This is a genomic window from Clostridioides sp. ES-W-0016-02, from assembly GCF_020641035.1.
Lineage (GTDB): Bacteria > Bacillota > Clostridia > Peptostreptococcales > Peptostreptococcaceae > Clostridioides.
Genome location: NZ_CP061361.1, coordinates 3,738,659 through 3,758,315 on the forward strand (window position 1 = coordinate 3,738,659; position 19,657 = coordinate 3,758,315).

Annotated in this window: 15 protein-coding genes, 1 riboswitch and 1 other annotated feature; of the genes, 5 read left to right on the forward strand and 10 right to left on the reverse strand. The window is 28.4% G+C overall.

The window, feature by feature from the left end:
• Position 1: 1 nt before the first annotated feature.
• From IC758_RS17330 to IC758_RS17340, 3 genes are all read right to left on the reverse strand, one after another.
• A complete protein-coding gene (locus tag IC758_RS17330) occupies positions 2-2,128 on the reverse strand; it encodes a Cys-Gln thioester bond-forming surface protein (RefSeq protein WP_227860636.1) in 2,127 nt (708 codons plus the stop codon).
• A gap of 589 nt (positions 2,129-2,717) precedes the next feature.
• Positions 2,718-2,803, reverse strand: a riboswitch (cyclic di-GMP riboswitch).
• Between the two features lie 474 nt (positions 2,804-3,277).
• Positions 3,278-4,591, reverse strand: a complete 1,314-nt coding sequence (gene prdC, locus IC758_RS17335; protein WP_227433704.1) for a proline reductase-associated electron transfer protein PrdC — start codon at positions 4,589-4,591, stop codon at positions 3,278-3,280.
• Between the two features lie 390 nt (positions 4,592-4,981).
• On the reverse strand, positions 4,982-5,746 hold the full coding sequence (locus tag IC758_RS17340) for a polysaccharide deacetylase family protein (protein ID WP_227481869.1): 765 nt from the start codon (positions 5,744-5,746) through the stop codon (positions 4,982-4,984).
• A gap of 290 nt (positions 5,747-6,036) precedes the next feature.
• Between IC758_RS17340 and IC758_RS17345 the strand changes: the two genes are divergently transcribed.
• Complete coding sequence (locus IC758_RS17345) at positions 6,037-6,240, forward strand: alpha/beta-type small acid-soluble spore protein (protein ID WP_003422115.1); 204 nt, start codon at positions 6,037-6,039, stop codon at positions 6,238-6,240.
• Positions 6,241-6,430: 190 nt separating this feature from the next.
• Positions 6,431-6,967 (forward strand): DUF4364 family protein, encoded by a 537-nt coding sequence (locus IC758_RS17350; RefSeq protein WP_009891708.1) that lies wholly within the window; start codon positions 6,431-6,433, stop codon positions 6,965-6,967.
• A 3-nt stretch (positions 6,968-6,970) separates the two neighbouring features.
• Here the strand turns inward: IC758_RS17350 and IC758_RS17355 are convergent, their stop codons facing one another.
• Positions 6,971-7,837 (reverse strand): YncE family protein, encoded by an 867-nt coding sequence (locus IC758_RS17355; RefSeq protein WP_227433702.1) that lies wholly within the window; start codon positions 7,835-7,837, stop codon positions 6,971-6,973.
• Between the two features lie 148 nt (positions 7,838-7,985).
• On the opposite strand from IC758_RS17355, the gene IC758_RS17360 reads away from it, so the two are divergent.
• A complete protein-coding gene (locus IC758_RS17360) occupies positions 7,986-8,231 on the forward strand; it encodes a TIGR03905 family TSCPD domain-containing protein (protein WP_227433701.1) in 246 nt (81 codons plus the stop codon).
• 140 nt (positions 8,232-8,371) lie between these two features.
• Here IC758_RS17360 and IC758_RS17365 read toward each other — a convergent pair whose 3' ends face one another.
• Together IC758_RS17365 and IC758_RS17370 are read right to left on the reverse strand one after the other, a co-directional pair.
• Entirely contained in the window at positions 8,372-9,670 is a 1,299-nt protein-coding gene (locus tag IC758_RS17365; RefSeq protein WP_227481868.1) for a bifunctional folylpolyglutamate synthase/dihydrofolate synthase, read from the reverse strand.
• A 129-nt stretch (positions 9,671-9,799) separates the two neighbouring features.
• On the reverse strand, positions 9,800-10,822 hold the full coding sequence (locus IC758_RS17370) for a S8 family peptidase (protein ID WP_227831780.1): 1,023 nt from the start codon (positions 10,820-10,822) through the stop codon (positions 9,800-9,802).
• Between the two features lie 738 nt (positions 10,823-11,560).
• On the opposite strand from IC758_RS17370, the gene IC758_RS17375 reads away from it, so the two are divergent.
• Both IC758_RS17375 and IC758_RS17380 read left to right on the forward strand, forming a co-directional pair.
• Positions 11,561-12,274 carry an AzlC family ABC transporter permease gene (locus IC758_RS17375; RefSeq protein ID WP_227481866.1) on the forward strand — a complete coding sequence of 238 codons (714 nt, stop codon included), beginning with the start codon at positions 11,561-11,563 and terminating at the stop codon, positions 12,272-12,274.
• The gene (locus tag IC758_RS17380; RefSeq protein ID WP_227481865.1) at positions 12,267-12,590 is read left to right on the forward strand and encodes an AzlD domain-containing protein; all 324 of its coding nucleotides are present in this window, start codon (positions 12,267-12,269) and stop codon (positions 12,588-12,590) included. The genes IC758_RS17375 and IC758_RS17380 overlap by 8 nt, the downstream gene beginning before the upstream one ends.
• Before the next feature lie 256 nt (positions 12,591-12,846).
• On the opposite strand, the gene rgaR is transcribed toward IC758_RS17380, so the two are convergent.
• The 4 genes from rgaR to IC758_RS17400 all read right to left on the reverse strand — a co-directional run bounded on the left by rgaR (position 12,847) and on the right by IC758_RS17400 (position 19,616).
• Positions 12,847-13,557, reverse strand: coding sequence for a two-component system response regulator RgaR (rgaR, locus tag IC758_RS17385; RefSeq protein ID WP_227433696.1), 711 nt, complete (start codon positions 13,555-13,557; stop codon positions 12,847-12,849).
• Positions 13,558-13,976: 419 nt separating this feature from the next.
• Positions 13,977-16,643: a valine--tRNA ligase gene (locus tag IC758_RS17390; RefSeq protein WP_227824486.1), complete on the reverse strand. Its 2,667-nt coding sequence runs from the start codon at positions 16,641-16,643 to the stop codon at positions 13,977-13,979.
• A gap of 76 nt (positions 16,644-16,719) precedes the next feature.
• Positions 16,720-16,984, reverse strand: a binding site (T-box leader).
• Positions 16,985-17,304: 320 nt separating this feature from the next.
• The gene (locus IC758_RS17395) at positions 17,305-18,132 is read right to left on the reverse strand and encodes a polysaccharide deacetylase family protein (protein WP_227433694.1); all 828 of its coding nucleotides are present in this window, start codon (positions 18,130-18,132) and stop codon (positions 17,305-17,307) included.
• A 47-nt stretch (positions 18,133-18,179) separates the two neighbouring features.
• Positions 18,180-19,616: a [Fe-Fe] hydrogenase large subunit C-terminal domain-containing protein gene (locus IC758_RS17400; protein ID WP_227433693.1), complete on the reverse strand. Its 1,437-nt coding sequence runs from the start codon at positions 19,614-19,616 to the stop codon at positions 18,180-18,182.
• Positions 19,617-19,657 lie beyond the last annotated feature (41 nt).

Consider the following 19,657-nt stretch of genomic DNA (forward strand, 5'->3'; position numbering starts at 1 on the left):
ATTAATTTTTTGCTCTTTTACAATGATACCCTAATCCACAAATTGCAATTATGCCAATAAATACATATGACATTATTTGAGTTTCGTCACCTGTTTTTGGTGATTTTACCACAATATCATCTGTTGGTGGTACTGGTGGATTTATTACAGTATCATCTGTTGGTGGTACTGATGTATCTACCACAGTATCACCTGATGGTGGTACTGGTGGATTTACCACAGTATCATCTGTTGGTGGCACTGGTGGGTTTATCACAGTATCATCTGTTGGTGGTACTGGTGGGTTTATCACAGTATCATCTGCTGGTGGCACTGGTGGATTTATCACTGTGTCATCTGTTGGTGGTGATGGCTTATGTCCATTTGAGTCTCCTCCTCCTGATGGTGGTACTGGTGGATTTACAGTATCATCTGTTGGTGGCACTGGTGGATTTACATCTGAACCTCCATCTGTTGGTAAACCTATATTAAAGTTAACTTCTTCACCATTCTTTTGTTCTATTGTATAACTCAATAAATTTTGCTTACTAGCTGGTAATAAAGATGAATGGTCTTTCTCTCCAAAATCAAAAACTGACTTATAATATTGAATAGCTTTAGGGAAAATATAATCATAAGATACTGCAGAGATATTAGCCTTTGAATCTGGCTTTTCAACACTTTTAAGTTTAAATTTATGTTGTGTTGAAACTTCTACTTCACCTGTACCTATTATATTGCCCTCTTCGTCATAGGCAGTTACTCCCTTTGGCAATCTTAACTTAACTACACCACTATAACCCACTAAAGCTATAGCTTCTGTTTCATAAGTTCCATCTTCATTTTTATCAAATTTAATATCAGTTGAACCATTGCTTAGGCTAGGTTTTCCTGTATCATCTGGTTTTAGTTGTTTATGACCTGCATCTAACAATGCTTCTAAATAAGCTTTTATATTTATTGCTTGTTCTTTACCTTTTTGATATTCAACTTTTTCTTCTTCAGTCTTTGCACTTTCTATAAGTATATCATAAAAGTTTATACTTCCTTGATATTGTTTAAGTTTTGCTTGTTCATCCACTTGTCCAAGCATAATCCATATTGCACTTTGAGTTGCTGAATAAACTGCACCTTCATTTTCTTCTCCACCTAAATTGAACTGTTGTTTATATCCAAATCCATCAAATTCAGAACCTGCATAGATTATAGATTTAATTGCATCTTCATTTTTATTTTCTTGACCATTAAAATCTTCTGCTGGTAAATATGGACTCTTACCATCACTGGTTGGAGCTTTTAGATGATTATTATAACAAAATGCAGTTTGTTCGCCATCTTCTCCATCTATTATATATTTGTTATCTTTAGTACTTGCGCCTCTAAGACCCTCTACTATATAATCAAAAGTTAACGTCTTTGTAATATCATCAAATCTTATATCATAATAAGGTCTATTTGAACCATCTTCTTTTAGTAAACATGTATTTTTTACTTTTGCTTTTTTATCATACCATAGATGTAAATTTTGATCTTTTGAAGTAAGTACTTGTCTAATTTCTGATTGTTCATCTGTTTTTACAGATTCTTCATCTTCCCAGAAATTATATACAATTTTAGTTATCTGAGATAAAGTCATATCAAGAATTTTCTCAATATTTTGCTTTAAGTTCATTTCTTCTACTACTAGTTCTTCTTCTGGAGTTTGTTCATCCGATGGTTGTTCTCCCTCTGGAGTTTGCCCCTCTGATGGTTGCTCTCCCTCTGGAGTTTGCCCCTCTGATGGTTGTTCTCCCTCTGGAGTTTGCCCCTCTGATGGTTGCTCTCCCTCTGGAGTTTGTCCCTCTGATGGTTGTTCTCCTTCTGGAGTTTGTCCCTCTGATGGTTGTTCTCCTTCTGGAGTTTGTCCCTCTGATGGTTGTTCTCCCTCTGGAGTTTGTCCCTCTGATGGTTGTTCTCCTTCTGGAGTTTGTCCCTCTGATGGTTGTTCTCCCTCTGGAGTTTGTCCCTCTGATGGCTTCTCACCATCAAGAACTACATCTTTGCCCTTCATTTCAGCAGCGTAAGATACTATTGGCGTAAATGTAGCAAATACCATACTAAAAGCGATGGCTAAACTAATTATGCTTGATTTTTTAATTTTTACTTTCAAAATTCTCCTGATACTAAAAATATATATTGTATCTATCTAATATAATTCAAAATATTATATTCTTGTATAGATTTGATTCCACAATACATCTTCAGCGTGTTCAATTAGGGTCGTTAATCCTAACCAGTTCTCTAATGAACTTCTTAATATTTCTATTAAGCACAGACTATATCATTACCTAATAATTAGGTACTCCCCATTTCCCCACACTTGTAGGTACGAGATTCCTCTCTAGTCGTTGAAGTTTCTTCTTTTCGAAGCTTACCTGCTGATTATCCATTTTTAAGGCACTTAGGATTTAACCTTATGCTATCTAACTAATTTTTTCTACTTTCGTAACCATCAAGTATCTATCAAATAGACACTCTATCACATCTATCCTTATTTCATGATTATGTTGTGGTTTAGTTAGCTTTAGGAACTTCCAGCAATTAAAGGAGTTTTGGGCAGATGTTCTGCCACTCTACACTCTTTATGAATGTAGGGAGCTATTTCAAAAATATATTTTATATTTATTTATATTTACTATGATTTATGTACTTTATTATATCTGTTTATATATTTTTGATAATTAAAAGTTACTCCTATTTATATTTATAGCAGGTTGCACTACTAACTCCATATATCCCTTAAGTGCCCAAATTTAAGATATACTTCAAAGTTTCTATAAATAGGTTTTTGTAATTTTTATTTTTTTAATATTTTGTTCAATGCTTTAACTCTTTAAGTGCACTTTTTATGAATGTATTAAAATACAAACTAATATTTCAAAATAATTTTTCTAATATAAGACAAAAATAAGACAAAAATTCGTTTCTATACTAAAAAAGATACCATGGAGTATCTTTAAATAACACAAAAACTTTTACTCTATTGGATAGTTAACTAAATTTAATTTATATATGTCAACACAAATCACATACTTGAGCTTTACTATTTTTGTCTGATATAATTTTAATAGCTATTGTCATTATTATACAATATAGATTAATTTTTGTCTATTTTTTCCATTTCATTTATATATTTTATAAATTTAACTTATATATTACATAAAAAAACATCCTCAGAAGTAATTTTTAAGACTCACTTCTAAAGATGTTTTTATTATATGATTTTACATTAATTAATATATGATTTTACATTAATTAATTATTTTATTTTTAATCTTACGTCACCTTTTATTCTTCTTATTAATGGGTGATTAACTGTTCTCATTACATGGTCAGTTATATGATATACACCTAATTTTAATTTTGGTGCAGAACCCATTACTGTATTACTACAGTCAGTACAGTTACCTATTAATATAACTTCTGCTCCAGCTTTTTTAAATTCTATACATTTTTGAGCTTGTCCTGGACAGTGTCCTGGATTTTCACATTTTAATGCACCTTTTATTTCTTGAGCTTGTTTACATTTTTGAACTGATACTATATCAGTAACGCCCATTTTAGCTGCTATATCTCTCATTCTTTCTTCGTTAGGTCCACATGCACAGACTAAAAGACCCATTTTTCTTTTTTCATTAACAAATGGCATAGTAACTATTATACCACCACTAGTTTTAGTTATTGGAGTATCTAAAGTAGTAGCTTTTCCTGTGAAAGGTCCTCCTAGGATTATTTCACCATATTCACCTTTTATTCCACCAGCTCTTTCAATTAATTCTCCAACAGTAGTTCCGATTGGCACATCTTCAAATACTATAGATTCTTTTCCACTGTTTAATTGACCAACTACAGTTATATTTTTAGATATAACTGGTCTTTTTTGCTCAACAGCTTCTACTATTCTAGTTAATGTTTCCACGTTTATTACTACTGCATTAGCTTCTGAAGGTAATTGAGTTGGCTCAAGTAATTTTCCTAGAACATCTCTTACTATAGCTCTCTCTTCTCCCATTGGGTACATATCAACTAGTTCAGCAACTTCTATATTGTCTCCTGGTTTTATTACTTTTTTGAATGCTGCTATTGCTTCTGGATGTTTGCTTTTTATTGCTAGCATACCTTTTCCAGCATTAGTAACTTCCATAGCATATTTTATACCTTTGTAAACTATTTCTGGATTTTCTTCTATTTCTTTTATGTTATGAGCTAGTAAAGGTTCACATTCAGCTGCATTTGCTAATATTGTTCCACCTTTTAAATCTATGTTTAATTTTATATGAGTAGGGAATCCTGCTCCACCCATTCCTACAACTCCAGCTTCTTTAATTAAGTCAAGTATACTTTCTCCTTTTAATGGTTCAAAAGTATCATCTTGTGCTTCATCAGCTTCAATTACTATAGCTTGGTCATTTATTTCACTTATTTTTCCACTAACACTGGCATAAATATTTGCTCCTAATCCAGCTGGTTCTGCGATTAGAGTTCCTTTTTTTACTACATCTCCAACACTTACTACTGGCTTATCTGGACCACCAACGTGTTGTTTTAATAAAATAGAATATAGTTTGTTCAACTAGTACGCCCCCTTAAATATATTAATTTTTTTTATAAGCTGTTCAAATAATATTAATCTTGTTTTTCTATTACAAGACTTTAACATATTGTTTATTTCTATAGAACATATCGCTTATTATCAAAGCAATTTCTATGCCAACTTTTAAACAAAGTTATACCCTTTGAAAATACTATCTTACAGCGTTTATAATTCAATTTAATCATTTAAACCCAATAAAAAAAAGTCAATTATTAGACGTTTTTTTTACTGATTTAATCTATAATTATTGATATTACATACATACATAAAAAAGTGTCAAAAAACAGACACCGTCTTTTTATCGACACTTTTCTAACATATACTATATAATTTCCCACAACACTGCTAAAAATATACATTTATTAATTATTAATTTTTTAGTTTTTGTACTCCATTAGAATCAACTATGTAATTGTCTTTATATAATAAATCAGATATTTTTACTAAGCTATATCCATCTTTTTTAAGTCTATTTATTATGGTGTCCAAATAGTTATCTACATCATTTATATTAGCATGAAATAAAACTATTGAACCAGGCTGAGCTTCTTTTATTACTTTTTCAATTACATGATTTGGGCCAAGCTCTTTCCAATCTATCGAATCTACATCCCACTTAATTACTTTATAACCTAAATCCCCACAAATGTCCATAGCTTTATTGTTTACGTCTCCAAAAGGTGGTCTAAATAGATTAGTCTTTTTACCTGTTATGCTAAATATTTTTTCCGATGTAGTTTCTATTTCTTCTTTTATATCCTCTTTTGATATCTCTTTTAAATTAGCATGTGTATTTGAATGATTTCCAATCTCATGTCCTTTTTCATCTATAGCTTTAACAATTTCTTTGTTATCATCCACCCAACTACCAACTAGAAAAAAAGTAGCTTTTATGTTATGTTTATCCAAAATTTTAAGAATATCATCCATGTTATCAGTTCCCCAAGCAACATCAAAACTCAGAGCTATCTTTTTCTCATTTGTATCAACTCTATATATAGGCATTTTTGAGTTATCAGATTTAGAGCACACATATTTTATTCCATAAACAAGAGCAAATATTAGTACCAATAATAATGAAAAAAATAAAACACTATATATTAAAGCTTTAGTTCTCTTAACTTCTCTTTTCATACTGTTCCCCCTTTTAAATAAATTCTTCTATATTTAAAATTTATTTTTTTTTAGCTCAAAAAAGTACTGTAATATTTAATTTATAGGACAACAAATAAAAAAATAAACTCTATATTAGGCCAATTAAATCCTTTAAAATACTACTTTTTTTAATTTTTTTATATTTTTTACATTTTTACCTTTATTTTTCTGTATATATTATTTTTATTTTGGAGAAATTAGTATTAACATCACATAAATAAAAGTGTTGTTAGACATCATAAACTAATTATTTAAGGAGGAAATTTACTATGTCAAATTCAAACAGAACAGTAGTGCCAGAAGCAAAAGCAGCTTTAAATCAAATGAAATTAGAAATAGCTAACGAAATAGGTTTATCTAACTATGAAAACATAGACAAAGGTAACTTAACAGCTAGAGAAAATGGATATGTTGGTGGATACATGACTAAGAAATTAGTTGAAATGGCTGAAAGACAAATGGCTGGAAAATAGATAGTAAATTTTGACACCTGGGTATCAACAGGGCTGCCGATTGGTAGCCCTGTTTTCTTGTCTTCATTTATAAAATTAATTTTATCTAATTTGTTAAAGATTAATGATACTATACAAATTATTCTTTTAATTTTGTATAAATTAGTTTAATATATTATATATAGAAATAGTTTGACGGAGGATGATATTTATGTTTGAAAACTCATCTGAAGAATTAGCTTATCACAAACTTTTAATTTTGTATATATTGGAAAAAATTAAAATGGATTTAACTAATTCTCAAATAACTCAAGTAGTATTAGAGACTGAAATGATGAATTACTTTTCATTACAACAGCTTTTATCTCAGCTTATGGAATCTAAGTTTTTGACTACATATAAAGACTCTGACAGAGAATATTATGCTCTTACTCAAAGAGGTGTAGAAAGTCTAGAATACTTTTTTAATCGAATACCTACTAGTGTTACTGAAAAAATAGACAAGTATATAGATTCTAATAAAGAAAATTTACTAGCAGATACTCAAGTAAAATCTAGCTTCGTAAAACAAAGTGATAATGAATTTATTGTCAATCTTAGAGTCATAGAAAATCAATCTAACTTAATAGATTTAAATCTAAATGTTTCATCAGAGAAACAAGCAAAACTTATTTGTAACAATTGGAAAAACAATGCATCTTATATGTATGCTGAAGTTATCGACTTACTTATAAGAGACATACATTAAGGCCTACAAACAAACTATAGTTGTAGGCTCTTTTCCTACCTTGATTACTTTTATTAATTTATTATTTGCAGTTTCATATACTTTAACTGAGTTTTCTTGAGTATCTGATACAAATAATAACTTTTCATCTTTAGATATTTCTAATCCCTGAGGAATTCCATCTATTTCAATATTTCCAATATATTTACTTGTTGTATAATCCAAAATTCTTACATTATTATAACCCAAGTCAGCAACATAAACTTTTTTCCCACTATAATTAAACCTTATTTCTACTGGCAATAAGAATTCATATAATACCTTTTTTATATCCATACTTACTTCATCAACTATTACAAGCTTTCCATCAAGTGTTGATATATACATTTCTTTCTTTTGTTTATCAAGTGCTATATGCCATGCTCTAAAGTCCATATTGATTTTCTTTTGTATACTTTTATTTATTGTGTCTATACATACTATCGAATTTATACATGGTACATATAACTTTTTACTCTCTCTGTCAAAATCAAATCCATGTGGCATATTATCAACACCAATGATTCCTATTGGATTTAATGTATTTTTATCCAACACATATATGCTATTTGAATCTTCATTTGCTACAAATAGCTCATTATCACTAAGCATAACTTGACTAAGACTTCCTCCTATAGAAACAGTATCAATTATTTTATCATTACTTAAGTCTAAAACATATAGTATTCCATTGCTCGAACTAGGTATGTATATCAAATTTTTTTCCTTTTCTATGCAAAAATGATGTGGATATATATTATCCTCTAATACTATTTCTTTTTCTAGTTCAAGTGTAGAATAATCAACTATACTAATGCTCTTTGATAGGTAGTTAGAAATATAGATTTTCACATAACCCCTCCTCTCTACAATACATATACTACAATAATATATTATTTTATTAGCTTGTATTATGCTTTATAGTTGCATTATTATACATATATTTGGTATTATTATTGATGTTGACACAATGAAATAATAATTAATGGAGGTCTTTTTTATGAAGGTTACTTTTAACCCAAGTGGTGTTTGTTGTAGAGAGATGTTTTTTGAAGTTGATGAAAATAATGTGATTGTTGATGCTGAGTTTATAGGCGGATGTAATGGAAATTTATTAGGGCTTAAGAGTTTAATAATTGGTCAAAATGCTCTTGAAATTGCTGATAAATTAAATGGTATTGATTGTGGAGGTAAGGGTACTTCTTGCCCAGACCAATTATCTAAAGCTATTCGTCAATCTATATAGATATTACTAATATATAGTGATACGCTAATCTAAAAACTGATTTCATTAAAAAAGGAGTTGTCTATTATTTTAGCCAACTCCTCTTTATATATCTTTTATTTATATCCATATATTTATATCTATGTATTTATTTTATAAGATTATAATTTCTTTACCAAAGTTCTAACTGTGCCTATCATATATAAAGAACCTGCACTTATTATAATATCATCTTTGTTTGATGTTTCCAATGTATAATTAACTGCATCTTCTATTTCATGCTTTGATGTTACATCACTTACATATTTTAATATTTTTTCTTTTAATATATCTGAATTTATAGCTCTTGGATTATTAGGAGTTGTTGTCACTACTTTGCTAAATTTAGGCATTAGTATGTCCAAGACACCATCAATATCTTTATCTTCCAACATGCCTATTAATAAAGTTAGTTTTTTGTCTTTAAAATGTTTATCAAGTGCTTTTGCTAAAGATTTTGCTCCATCTTCGTTATGTGCTCCATCTATTATAAATATTGGACTTTCTTTTATCTTTTCTATTCTTCCTGGCCATTTAGTAGTTATAAGACCTTTTCTTATAGATTCTTCACTTATATTATCTAATTTTTTTATATCTTTTAGATATTTTAGTACACTCATTGCCAATATAGAATTATTTATTTGATGTTCACCTATCAACATTATTTCAAGATTCTTATAAGTTTCTCCCATTATATTACAGTCATATATTTGAGAGTTTATGTTTGATTTTTTTATATTTATATCATCAAAATTAACTTCTATGTATTTTGCATTTTTTTCTTTGCAAACTGATTTTATAACATCCTTTGCTTCATCAGTCTGGTCATATACAAGTACTATTCCATTTTCCTTTATTATACCAGCTTTTTCATATGCTATTTTTTCTATTGTATCTCCAAGTATTCCTGTATGGTCTAAACTTATAGATGTTATTACACTTACAAGTGATTTTGTTATTATATTTGTAGCATCATATCTTCCACCTAATCCAACTTCTAAAGCTACAAAATCTACTTTCTGCTCGGAATAGTAATAAAATGCCATTGCAGTAACCACTTCAAATTCAGTTGGATATGCATAACCTTGACTTACCATGACTTCTATCTTTTCTTTTATTAAACCAATTATTCTAGCAACATCTTCTTGTGGTATATTCTCTCCATTTACTCTTATACGCTCAGTAAAAGTTTCTAGATATGGAGATGTGTATAAGCCGACCTTATATCCACTTTCTCTTAATATATTAGAAATAAAAGAACACACTGAACCTTTTCCATTAGTTCCAGCTACATGTATTATATTTAAAGTTTCTTGTGGATTTTCCAACAGTTCTAATAATTTTCCAATATTCTCTAACCCTAATCTTATACCAAACTTATTGGTTTGTGATATATATTCTAATGCTTCTTCATATTTCATTATCTAATTCCCCCTGTATTGGCATTTTATTTTATGTTATCTAATTATAGTATATTTTTAACTTTTAATCTACTGACAAAGAATACATATAATCTAACACCTTCTACATTAAATTTAGTTAATAAATTTTTATTTATTTTTTGTATTTTTATATCTTTCTACTAATTCAGTTAATGTATATATTGAAACTAAGTCATATTTTGATATATCCATATAATTAAATTTCAAATCAAATCTTTTCTCTAATTTTTCTAATAGATTAAAACAATTATCATAAACTAATCCTATCTCTTTATTAAAAAGACTACATTGAAATAATTTTTCATTCTCAGCTTCAGTATTTAAACACTCTCTAATAACATCCGCAACTTCCATAAGCAGAGCATTTTCCTTATCATATAAATCCACTTTAAAATCTGGAATCCTACTATACTTATCTAAATCACGACTACTCCAACAATTTTTGGTTGCTAGAGACTCAAGTTTTTTATTTAACGCAGATACTGTTATGTTTGGTTCTTCTGACAATATTTTAGCTATTTTCCCAGTAAATTTTGCAGCTACATAACTATTACATTTTGGTGGCAATCTGAAAGAATTATTTATATCACAACTTATATATGAATTACTATCCATAACACATTGAACATCATATTTTTTATTGTACCAAAAAGAATTCTCTATATCTAAAGTAGAAGCCCTTACACCTATAACATTGTTAAACATAGCTGGATAACTCAAGTCAAAGTTATTGGCTAAGGAACATACTATTATCTTTCCTTTTCTAAACAATTCATAGCAAACTTCAAATAAACCTTTAACACTTTCTACACCTATAACTGATAAACTTAAGTTAATCAGTCTTATATTAGTATCCAAAAGGTATTTTAATGCCTCTTCAAGAACCTTTATATTTGCAATACTATCTTTACCTAAAACTTTTATCACAAATAGTTCTACATCTTCATACTCCTTTTTTATTATTGATGCACAAGCAGTTCCATGACCATCCTCATCATCAAATTTGTCTGATATAAAGATATAGTCATGCATACATTCAAAAGCAATTCCTCCAACTAAGTTATCTTTTAAGTAATCATGTTCTTTATCTATTCCTGTATCTAATACTGCAACCTTAACTTTATTATTCATATCACATATATTCTCCATTACTAAAAGTTTTTAATATATCTACATTAATAGTTCATCTTAAACTTTAATTTATGTGGCACAATTTATCTTTTAAATGCTATATTTGTTGCTAAAAACGTAAAATAAGTACACTATATACTTAATTCATCTTAATTATATCAATTATTGTCATTAAATTGTTAAATATTACGATAAAATTTTTAGATTTATATCACATTTTAGAATTATTTGTAAAAAGGGGACTGTCTTTTTTATTAGACAATCCCCTTGTATATTTTATTATTTATTATTCACAATTAATTATATTTCATATTTTGTAATTTAAATGTTATATATCTTAATTCTATTTATCTAGGGGAATAATTATCTTTATATGTTGTACAACCCATTTAAGCACTATTCTAAAAATTAATATCCGTAAGTAATATTAAAAAACTATATTTTGTTAGTATCTAAAAAATCCAATCAAATAAAATTTCTCTTGCATGTTAAATAATACCATATATCTATACATTATATCATATTTCAATAAATAAATTGCATAAAAGGAAATCTTTTAATAGAATTAAACTATTTATAAAATCATTACCATAAGTTCTACAGACTATAAGTGAATTTTTGATACTTACAGGCTACCATCTTAATCATTGATATAACTAGCTAAAATAGCTATAATAAAATGAAACAATTATTTATAGAATTTTATAAATATTCATTATTTTTAAGGGGTGATTGTATTTGAAAAAAGACATGTCAAAAAGAGAAATCTTAAAGGAAAGCTTTCTAGCATCAATCCCAATATTTCTAGGATATATTCCCTTAGGACTTATTTGTGGTATTATGCTTCAAAAATCAGGTCTACCAGCCTTCTATATATTGTTTATGTCATTTATAGTATTTGCTGGTAGCTCACAATTTGTAGCTGCTTCTATGCTCGCTTCAAACGGAAGTATTACTTCAATAATTTTAACTACATTTATATTGAATCTTCGCAACTTCCTAATGAGCTCTAACTTACATATGCACATAAAAAATAAGAACATGAAATTTTTAATGTATTTTTGTCATGGTGTTACAGATGAAACATTTGCTATAAACTTAGAAAAATATACTTATGGAAATTGGACTGATACACATGCTTTATACTTAAATAACCTTTGTATAATAGTATGGGCTGTAAGTTGCTTCGTGGGTGCATTTCTTGGAGAGATTGTTCATATAAGCGATTCTGTTGCTGGCTTTCTGCTGACAGCTATGTTCATTACTCTAATAGTTAATCAAATTAAAAATAAAATATATGTACTTGTTTCTATACTTTCTATATTATTATCAGTAGTTTTATATACTTTCTTTAAGAATAGTTTAGTTATTATAATAGCATCTATTTTATCTGCTTTATTTGGTTTTTATATTCAAAAATTAACACATAGAAAGGAAGGCAACTATGAATAATAACTACATAATTATAGTTATCTTAGGCATGGCAATTGTTACTTATATTCCAAGAATTTTACCTATGATAATATTCTCAAAAAATGATATGCCTGAATCTATTAAAGATATCATGAAATTTATACCTATTGCTATACTTAGTTCACTAATAGCAAAAGATATTTTCTTTAATGGAGATAATCTATACCTTTCATTTACTAATCCTAAGATTATTTCAAGCATAATAGTACTATTAGTAGCTTATAAATTTAAATCTATTGCAGTATCAATAGCTGTAGGTGCAATATCCATATTTTTATTTGGAATTATATTATAATACTATATACAACATATGATATAGTACAAAATATAAAATATACTATATTGAGGTTAATATTTAAAAATTAAATTAATGCAGATTATAATTGGGATACCTTACATATAAAACAATATTGATAACTACTAAATTACCACTTTACATAATAGAAACTGTCTTAATATAGAAAATTTCTTCTACATTAAGACAGCTTTGAATCAATAGCTTTGTGATGACATTAAATATTTTTTACTATATTTCTTTACCTTTTTCAAAATTAATACATTATATCACATAACAAGCTTGTTAAAGTTGCTTTTAAATCTTTAAGTCTGTACTTACTAATAGGTATAAATTTTTCATTAATAGTAATCATATTGTCTCCAATATCTTCTATTCTTCTCAAGTTAACAATGAAACTTGTATGACATCTAAAAAAGCCATTTTCACACAATAACTTTTCCGCTTGTTTCATACTCATATTAGCTTTATAATCTCTACCTGATGTATGTACAACTAAATCTCTCTTTACAGTTTCAACATACAAAATAGAATCTATCAGTATTCTGTTAAATCCTTTTTTATTGTACAAAACTATATAACGCTCCTTCTTTCTTTGAAGGTTGTCAATACAAAGATTTACACCCATTGCGAAATTACTATACTCTATAGGTTTTACTAAATACCTATAAGCACGAACTTCATAACCTTGTGGGGCATACTCTGAAAAAGCTGTCGTAAATATAATCTCTACCTTTTCATCAAATTTTCTTATTTTTTTAGCCACCTCGATTCCATTAATATCTTTCATTTGGATATCCAAAAATATAATGTCAATTTTTTCTGGGTATTTGGAGAGTAAATCTTCTCCACAGGAAAATTCCAATATTTGATAATTTAGACACCTTTCAGACAACAGTTTTTCTGCAAACTCTTTTAGTATGCTTCTTTGTATTTTCTCGTCATCACATATAACTACCCTAAACATAATATCACCTCCAAATCTAAAATATCATTTAGTTTACTTTATTTCAATTTACAAACTGTATCTAACTAGCTTTATATTTAAATTTTGATATAAATTTAAATTGTCGATTAAATTACTCATAACAATTATTTTTGATATATAAACTTATTTTTTGACATATTTATCTTTTTTTTTAACTATACAACATAAAAAATATAGGAAAACAAACGCAACATGTATTTATTATCCTATATTAAATATTATAATATATCAATTTTTTATTGATTATAAAGTTCAAAAATATAAAATTAATACAGTCATAATAAGATAAAAATATCACATATCTCTAAAAAATTATAACATCATATTTATCTACATAGAAAGAAAAACATACAAAGAATACATATTTAGTACTCTTTGTATGTTTTTATCCCACACATTTATTTTACTTTAGTTTTTAAATTTGCTAATCTTTCCTCAACAGATTTAATCATTTCTTCAAATTTTTCTTTTTTAGCTTTTTCTTCTTCTATTAAGCTTTCAGGAGCTTTTGCTAAGAATCCTTGATTTGCAAGTTTTCCATTAACTCTCTTTATCTCTCCCTCTAACTTTTTCATTTCTTTAGATAGCCTTTCAATTTCTTTTTCAAAGTCAACTAATTCATTAAGAGGTATGAATATTTCAACACCATCAATAACTACACCAACTGCATCTTCTGGTACATTTGATTTGTCTTTTGCTATCTCAACAGTTGAAGCAGATGCTAAAGTTATAAAATAATCCTTACCAAGTTCAATAGTTTCTATCTTATCTTCACTTGGTACTATTATTAATTTAGCCTTCTTAGAAGGTGGTACATTCATTTCTGCTCTCACATTTCTTATACTTCTTATACCTTCCATTAATAAACTCATCATTTCTTCTTCATCAACCATATTATCTTCTTCATTATATTTTGGCCATTCAGATACTATTATACAACCTTCAACAGTAGGAAGATGAGTGTATATTTCCTCTGTTATAAATGGCATATATGGATGTAGTAATTTTAATATTTTTTCAAGTACATAAGTTAATGTATATAAAGCAGCAGACTTAGCATCTGTATCGTCTCCATATAATCTAGGTTTTACCATTTCAATATACCAGTCACAGTATTCTGACCAAGTAAAATCATATATCTTTTGTAATGCTATCCCTAAATCAAATTTATCCATATTATTAGTAGCTTCTTTTACAATATTATTGGCTCTTGATATTATCCATTTGTCAGCTAGAGTTAAATTATCTTTTACATTTTCTCTATTTATATTCTTAATTATCTCCTCATCAATATTCATAAATACAAATCTTGATGCATTCCACAATTTATTAGCAAAGTTTCTAGCAAATTCTACTCTTTCCATATAGAATCTCATATCATTTCCTGGGGAATTTCCAGTTGTTAATGTAAATCTTAGTGCATCAGCTCCATATTGCTCGATTATTTCTAATGGGTCGATACCATTTCCTAAAGATTTACTCATTTTTCTACCTTGAGAGTCTCTTACTAAGCCATGAACTAGTACATGGTCAAATGGTTTTTCATTCATACAGAACATACCTGCAAATGCCATTCTAACTACCCAGAAGAATATTATATCGTATCCTGTAACAAGTACACTTGTTGGATAATAATAATCTAATGCATCTGTCTTATTTGGCCATCCTAGGGTAGAGAAAGGCCATAATGCAGAACTAAACCAAGTATCTAGTGCGTCTTCATCTTGTTTAAAATGAGTGCTTCCACATTTAGGACATTTATCTGGCATCTTTTTAGCAACTACTATTTCTCCACACTCTTGACAATAGTAAGCTGGTATTTGATGACCCCACCATAATTGTCTTGATATACACCAATCTCTTATATTTTCTAACCATTGTAAATAAGTTTTATCAAATTTATCTGGAACAAATTCTAATTCTCCTTTTTTAAGAATATCTATAGCTGGTTTTGCAAGTTCTTCCATCTTAACAAACCATTGCTCTGATAATCTAGGCTCAATTACTGTATGGCATCTATAACAAGTTCCTACATTGTGATTATGCTCTTTTATCTTGATTAGATACCCTTGTTCTTTTAAGTCTGCTATGATGGCTTTTCTACACTCAAATCTATCCATACCTTCATATTTTCCACAAACTTCGTTCATAGTTCCATCTTCATTCATTGTATTTAATTGCTCAAGATTATGTCTTAAACCTACTTCAAAATCGTTAGGGTCATGAGCTGGAGTCATCTTAACAGCACCAGTTCCAAACTCTAAATCTACATAACTATCTGCAACTATTGGAAGTTCTCTTCCTACTAATGGAAGTATTGCTGTTTTTCCTATTAAGTGTTTGTATCTATCATCGTCTGGATTCACAGCTATACCAGTATCCCCTATCATTGTTTCAGGTCTAGTAGTAGCTATTTCCAAGAAGTCTTCACTATCTTTTAATGGATATTTTATATGATAAAAGTTTCCATCCTGCTCTTCATGCTCAACTTCTGCATCTGATAAAGTAGTTTTACAGTCTGGACACCAGTTTATTATTCTATTCCCTCTATATATATGTCCTTTTTCATATAGGTTTACAAAGAACTCTATAACTGCTTCATTACAACCTTCATCCATAGTAAATCTTTCTTTATCCCAATCACAAGAATCTCCTAATTGTTTAAGCTGATTAACTATTTTTCCTCCAAATTCGTCTCTCCATGCCCAAGCTCTCTTCAAAAATTCTTCTCTTCCTATTTCGTATTTAGTCTTACCTTCTTCTTTTTTTATTCTTTCAACAACTTTAACTTCAGTTGCTATAGAAGCATGGTCAGTTCCTGGAAGCCAAAAAGCTTCATATCCATCCATACGTTTCCATCTAATAAGTATATCTTGAAGAGTATGGTCAAGAGCATGTCCCATGTGCAATTGACCTGTTATATTTGGAGGCGGCATCATTATTGTAAATGGTTTTTTATCTGGGTTTGGTTTAGATTTAAAATACCCTTCATCCATCCATTTTTTATATAGCCTAGCCTCAAAATCTTTAGGGTTATAAGTTTTTGATAAGTTCGTATTTTCCATTGTATTGCCTCCTATATTTTTATAAATAAATTTTTTAAATATTTTTGGGAATAAAAAAGAGCCTTTCATCCTCTTTTAAAAGGACGAAAAGCTCGCGTTACCACCTTAATTCCAAAGATTAAAAATTCATCAACACATAATTAAATTAATAGTTAATGACAATCTTAATAACTTTGACTCTCAAAGAATTTAACGATTCTAACCGTCTAAACTTACTAATAGTTCAGTTTAGAAACTCCAAAGCTACATTCAGCAAACCTTATACTTAGAAAATCTTACAGCCAGTGAATTTTCCTCTCTTTTAGTAGTATTTACTTACTCCTCTTCTTCTTAGTCTTTAATATTATATATTATTATATACAAATATTATTCTCTTTGTCAATTATTTTTATTTTATTTTTTCTGAATTTTCCCAATTATCATTTTTTATATTCTATGCTAATTATTATAATCTATACTATTTTTTTAAATTATTTTGTTTTACATAGTCAATAATTATTCTATTACTTTATTGACATTTTTACTACTATTTTATCAATTTTATGTTAGTTTCACTTTATATGTTATTTTCCTATATGACATTTTAACTATAATATTTCAAATGTAATTAAGTTATGTATTATATTTTATAAATGCTTTATTTTATATTTTTTAAAGTTCACTATAGGTTTTCTTGCCAGAAGTTTTTAGGCATAACATTCTCTGTAATTGGCAATATAGTATATCCTCTCTCTTTTAAAATTCTTATCATATTATTTAAAGCATTTACACTTTGTTCTTTTTCATGAATTAATACTACTAATTCATCTCTTTTTCTTCCATAATATAAAATATTACTAACTATTTGACTTGTGGACGATTTCCAGTCTTGTGTATCTAAATTCCAATCCCAAATTAGGTAATTATTTGCCATAAGCTTATCGTATGAACCTTCTGGCATATATGGCTTACTTCCATATGGTAGTCTTATTAACTTTGAGCTTTGACCAGTTATATCCTGTAGCGTTTTATTACATGTGTCAAATTCTCCAACTGTTACTTCTGGACTCTTATACAACTTATGTATATCATGACTTACACTATGAAATCCTATCGAATTTTGTTCTTCTAAGACTCTCTTCACCTCTTCTTTGTGGTTTTTCATATTTTGATTAAGCATGAAAAATGTCGCTTTGACATCATTTTCTTTTAAAATATCGAGCAATGCATTTGTATATTTTGATGGTCCATCATCTATTGTTATGTATGCAACTTTTTCAGATGTAGCTCCTGGTCCTTTCCTCTCTTCTTGAGATGTTTTATATATAATTTCTCCTAAAGTGTTATTTTGAGAAAGTAATTCTAATGTAGTTTTATCTTTTGTATTGAGATTTTCAACTGGAACATTGTTAATTTTTTCTTCTAATAATGTCCCAGTTAAAATTAAAACAGCTACAAGAAATACACGTATAATTACATGAAAAACAGTTTTATTATCTTTAATTTTCATCCCCCATATCTCCCTTTTTATAAAAACATAAACTCAAACTAAAAAAATTATTTTTTATATTTATTGTCCTTCTTATTACTTTTTATGTCTCTGCTAAATATTTTCTTTACTTGTTCTTCTTCTTTTTCTCCCAATGATTCTACTCTCTTTATTCCCATAGAAGTTAAAAATTGTAGAACATTTAAATTATCAAATGGTGTTTCCATATTTGTACTTTCACTGTATTCATCAACATTCTTAGTACCTTCTTCTACACTTAAAATACGCTTAGGACCTCCCACACAACCTCCTACGCAGCCCATTCCTTCTATGAAAGTAGCCTCTATCTCTTTATTTAAAACTTTCTTCAGACCATCCATACATTCTTTTGTTCCTTCAAATGCTTTTTCTTTAAACTTTATGTTTTTATCAATTCTTCTAACTGATAATTTGACTGCTTTACTTACACCCCCTGTTCTAGCATAAACTCTACCTGAAAGAGATGCTTCTACTCTATTACTTTCATCCATTACTGCTGGATTTAGTTCTAATGCATCAAATATTTCCTGTAATTCTTTAAACGTAAGTACAAAATCAACTGCATCCTTTATATCTTCCAACATTGCTTCTTTCTTCTTTGCCATACAAGGGCCTATAAATACAACTTTAGCCTCTGGATTTAAAATCTTTACAGCTCTACCACAAGCAATCATAGGTGACACAGATGGTGATACCTTATCTAATATTTGAGGAAAACTATTTTGTATTAAGCTAACCCAAATAGGGCAACAGCAACTAGTTATAAAGCATCCTTCTTCGTCCTTTTTCATATGCTCATAATAGTCATATGCTTCTTTTGCAGTAAGCATATCTGCTGCTAAAGCAACTTCTATCATATCTTCAAATCCTATCTTTTTTAATGCAGTTCTTAACTTACCAGGACTTACATCTTTTCCAAATTGACCTACAAAAGCTGGTGCGACTATTGCATATACGGGACTCTTTATATCTTTTAATAGCTTTATCATTGGTATGAATTCAATCTTATCTGATATCGCACCTAATTTACATCTTGACACACAATCACCACAGGCACTACATGTATCTTCCTCATTACAATTAATATGCTTATTTCTTATATTGCATGACTCATCTTCTTTATTATTTTCATCACAATATTTACAAGCATCTGATATTATAGATATTATTGGTCTTTTTACTTCATCCAAATTTACAGCTTCGTGCAATGCATCTTTTAGGTTTTTATCTGTATCTCCTGTTACATCCAATCCCATAGTTACCCTGATTAAATTCACCATAGTATCTTTGTCAAATTGATTATCAAAATGACTATCTAAATTTTCGTTTAACTCTTCACTTAAAATTTTTTCAGGCAAGTTTTCAATATCTTCTGTATCCTCATTCCATACTGCCTTTACAAGTTCTCCAAAAAGCTTCATTTTGTATCTTTCTAATATTTTAGAATTATCATTTATAGTATTCATAAAAAATAGTACCTCCGTAAATTAAACTTATATATGTTTAA

Bases quoted from the DNA above. Each gene is read 5' to 3' on its own strand.
- IC758_RS17350 (WP_009891708.1), top strand. From the start codon at position 6,431: ATGTTTGAAAACTCATCTGAAGAATTAGCTTATCACAAACTTTTAATT.
- IC758_RS17380 (WP_227481865.1), top strand. From the start codon at position 12,267: ATGAATAATAACTACATAATTATAGTTATCTTAGGCATGGCAATTGTT.
- IC758_RS17365 (WP_227481868.1), bottom strand. From the start codon at position 9,670: ATGAAATATGAAGAAGCATTAGAATATATATCACAAACCAATAAGTTT.
- IC758_RS17395 (WP_227433694.1), bottom strand. From the start codon at position 18,132: ATGAAAATTAAAGATAATAAAACTGTTTTTCATGTAATTATACGTGTA.
- IC758_RS17360 (WP_227433701.1), top strand. From the start codon at position 7,986: ATGAAGGTTACTTTTAACCCAAGTGGTGTTTGTTGTAGAGAGATGTTT.
- IC758_RS17340 (WP_227481869.1), bottom strand. From the start codon at position 5,746: ATGAAAAGAGAAGTTAAGAGAACTAAAGCTTTAATATATAGTGTTTTA.
- IC758_RS17370 (WP_227831780.1), bottom strand. From the start codon at position 10,822: ATGAATAATAAAGTTAAGGTTGCAGTATTAGATACAGGAATAGATAAA.
- IC758_RS17400 (WP_227433693.1), bottom strand. From the start codon at position 19,616: ATGAATACTATAAATGATAATTCTAAAATATTAGAAAGATACAAAATG.
- IC758_RS17390 (WP_227824486.1), bottom strand. From the start codon at position 16,643: ATGGAAAATACGAACTTATCAAAAACTTATAACCCTAAAGATTTTGAG.
- rgaR (WP_227433696.1), bottom strand. From the start codon at position 13,557: ATGTTTAGGGTAGTTATATGTGATGACGAGAAAATACAAAGAAGCATA.
- IC758_RS17345 (WP_003422115.1), top strand. From the start codon at position 6,037: ATGTCAAATTCAAACAGAACAGTAGTGCCAGAAGCAAAAGCAGCTTTA.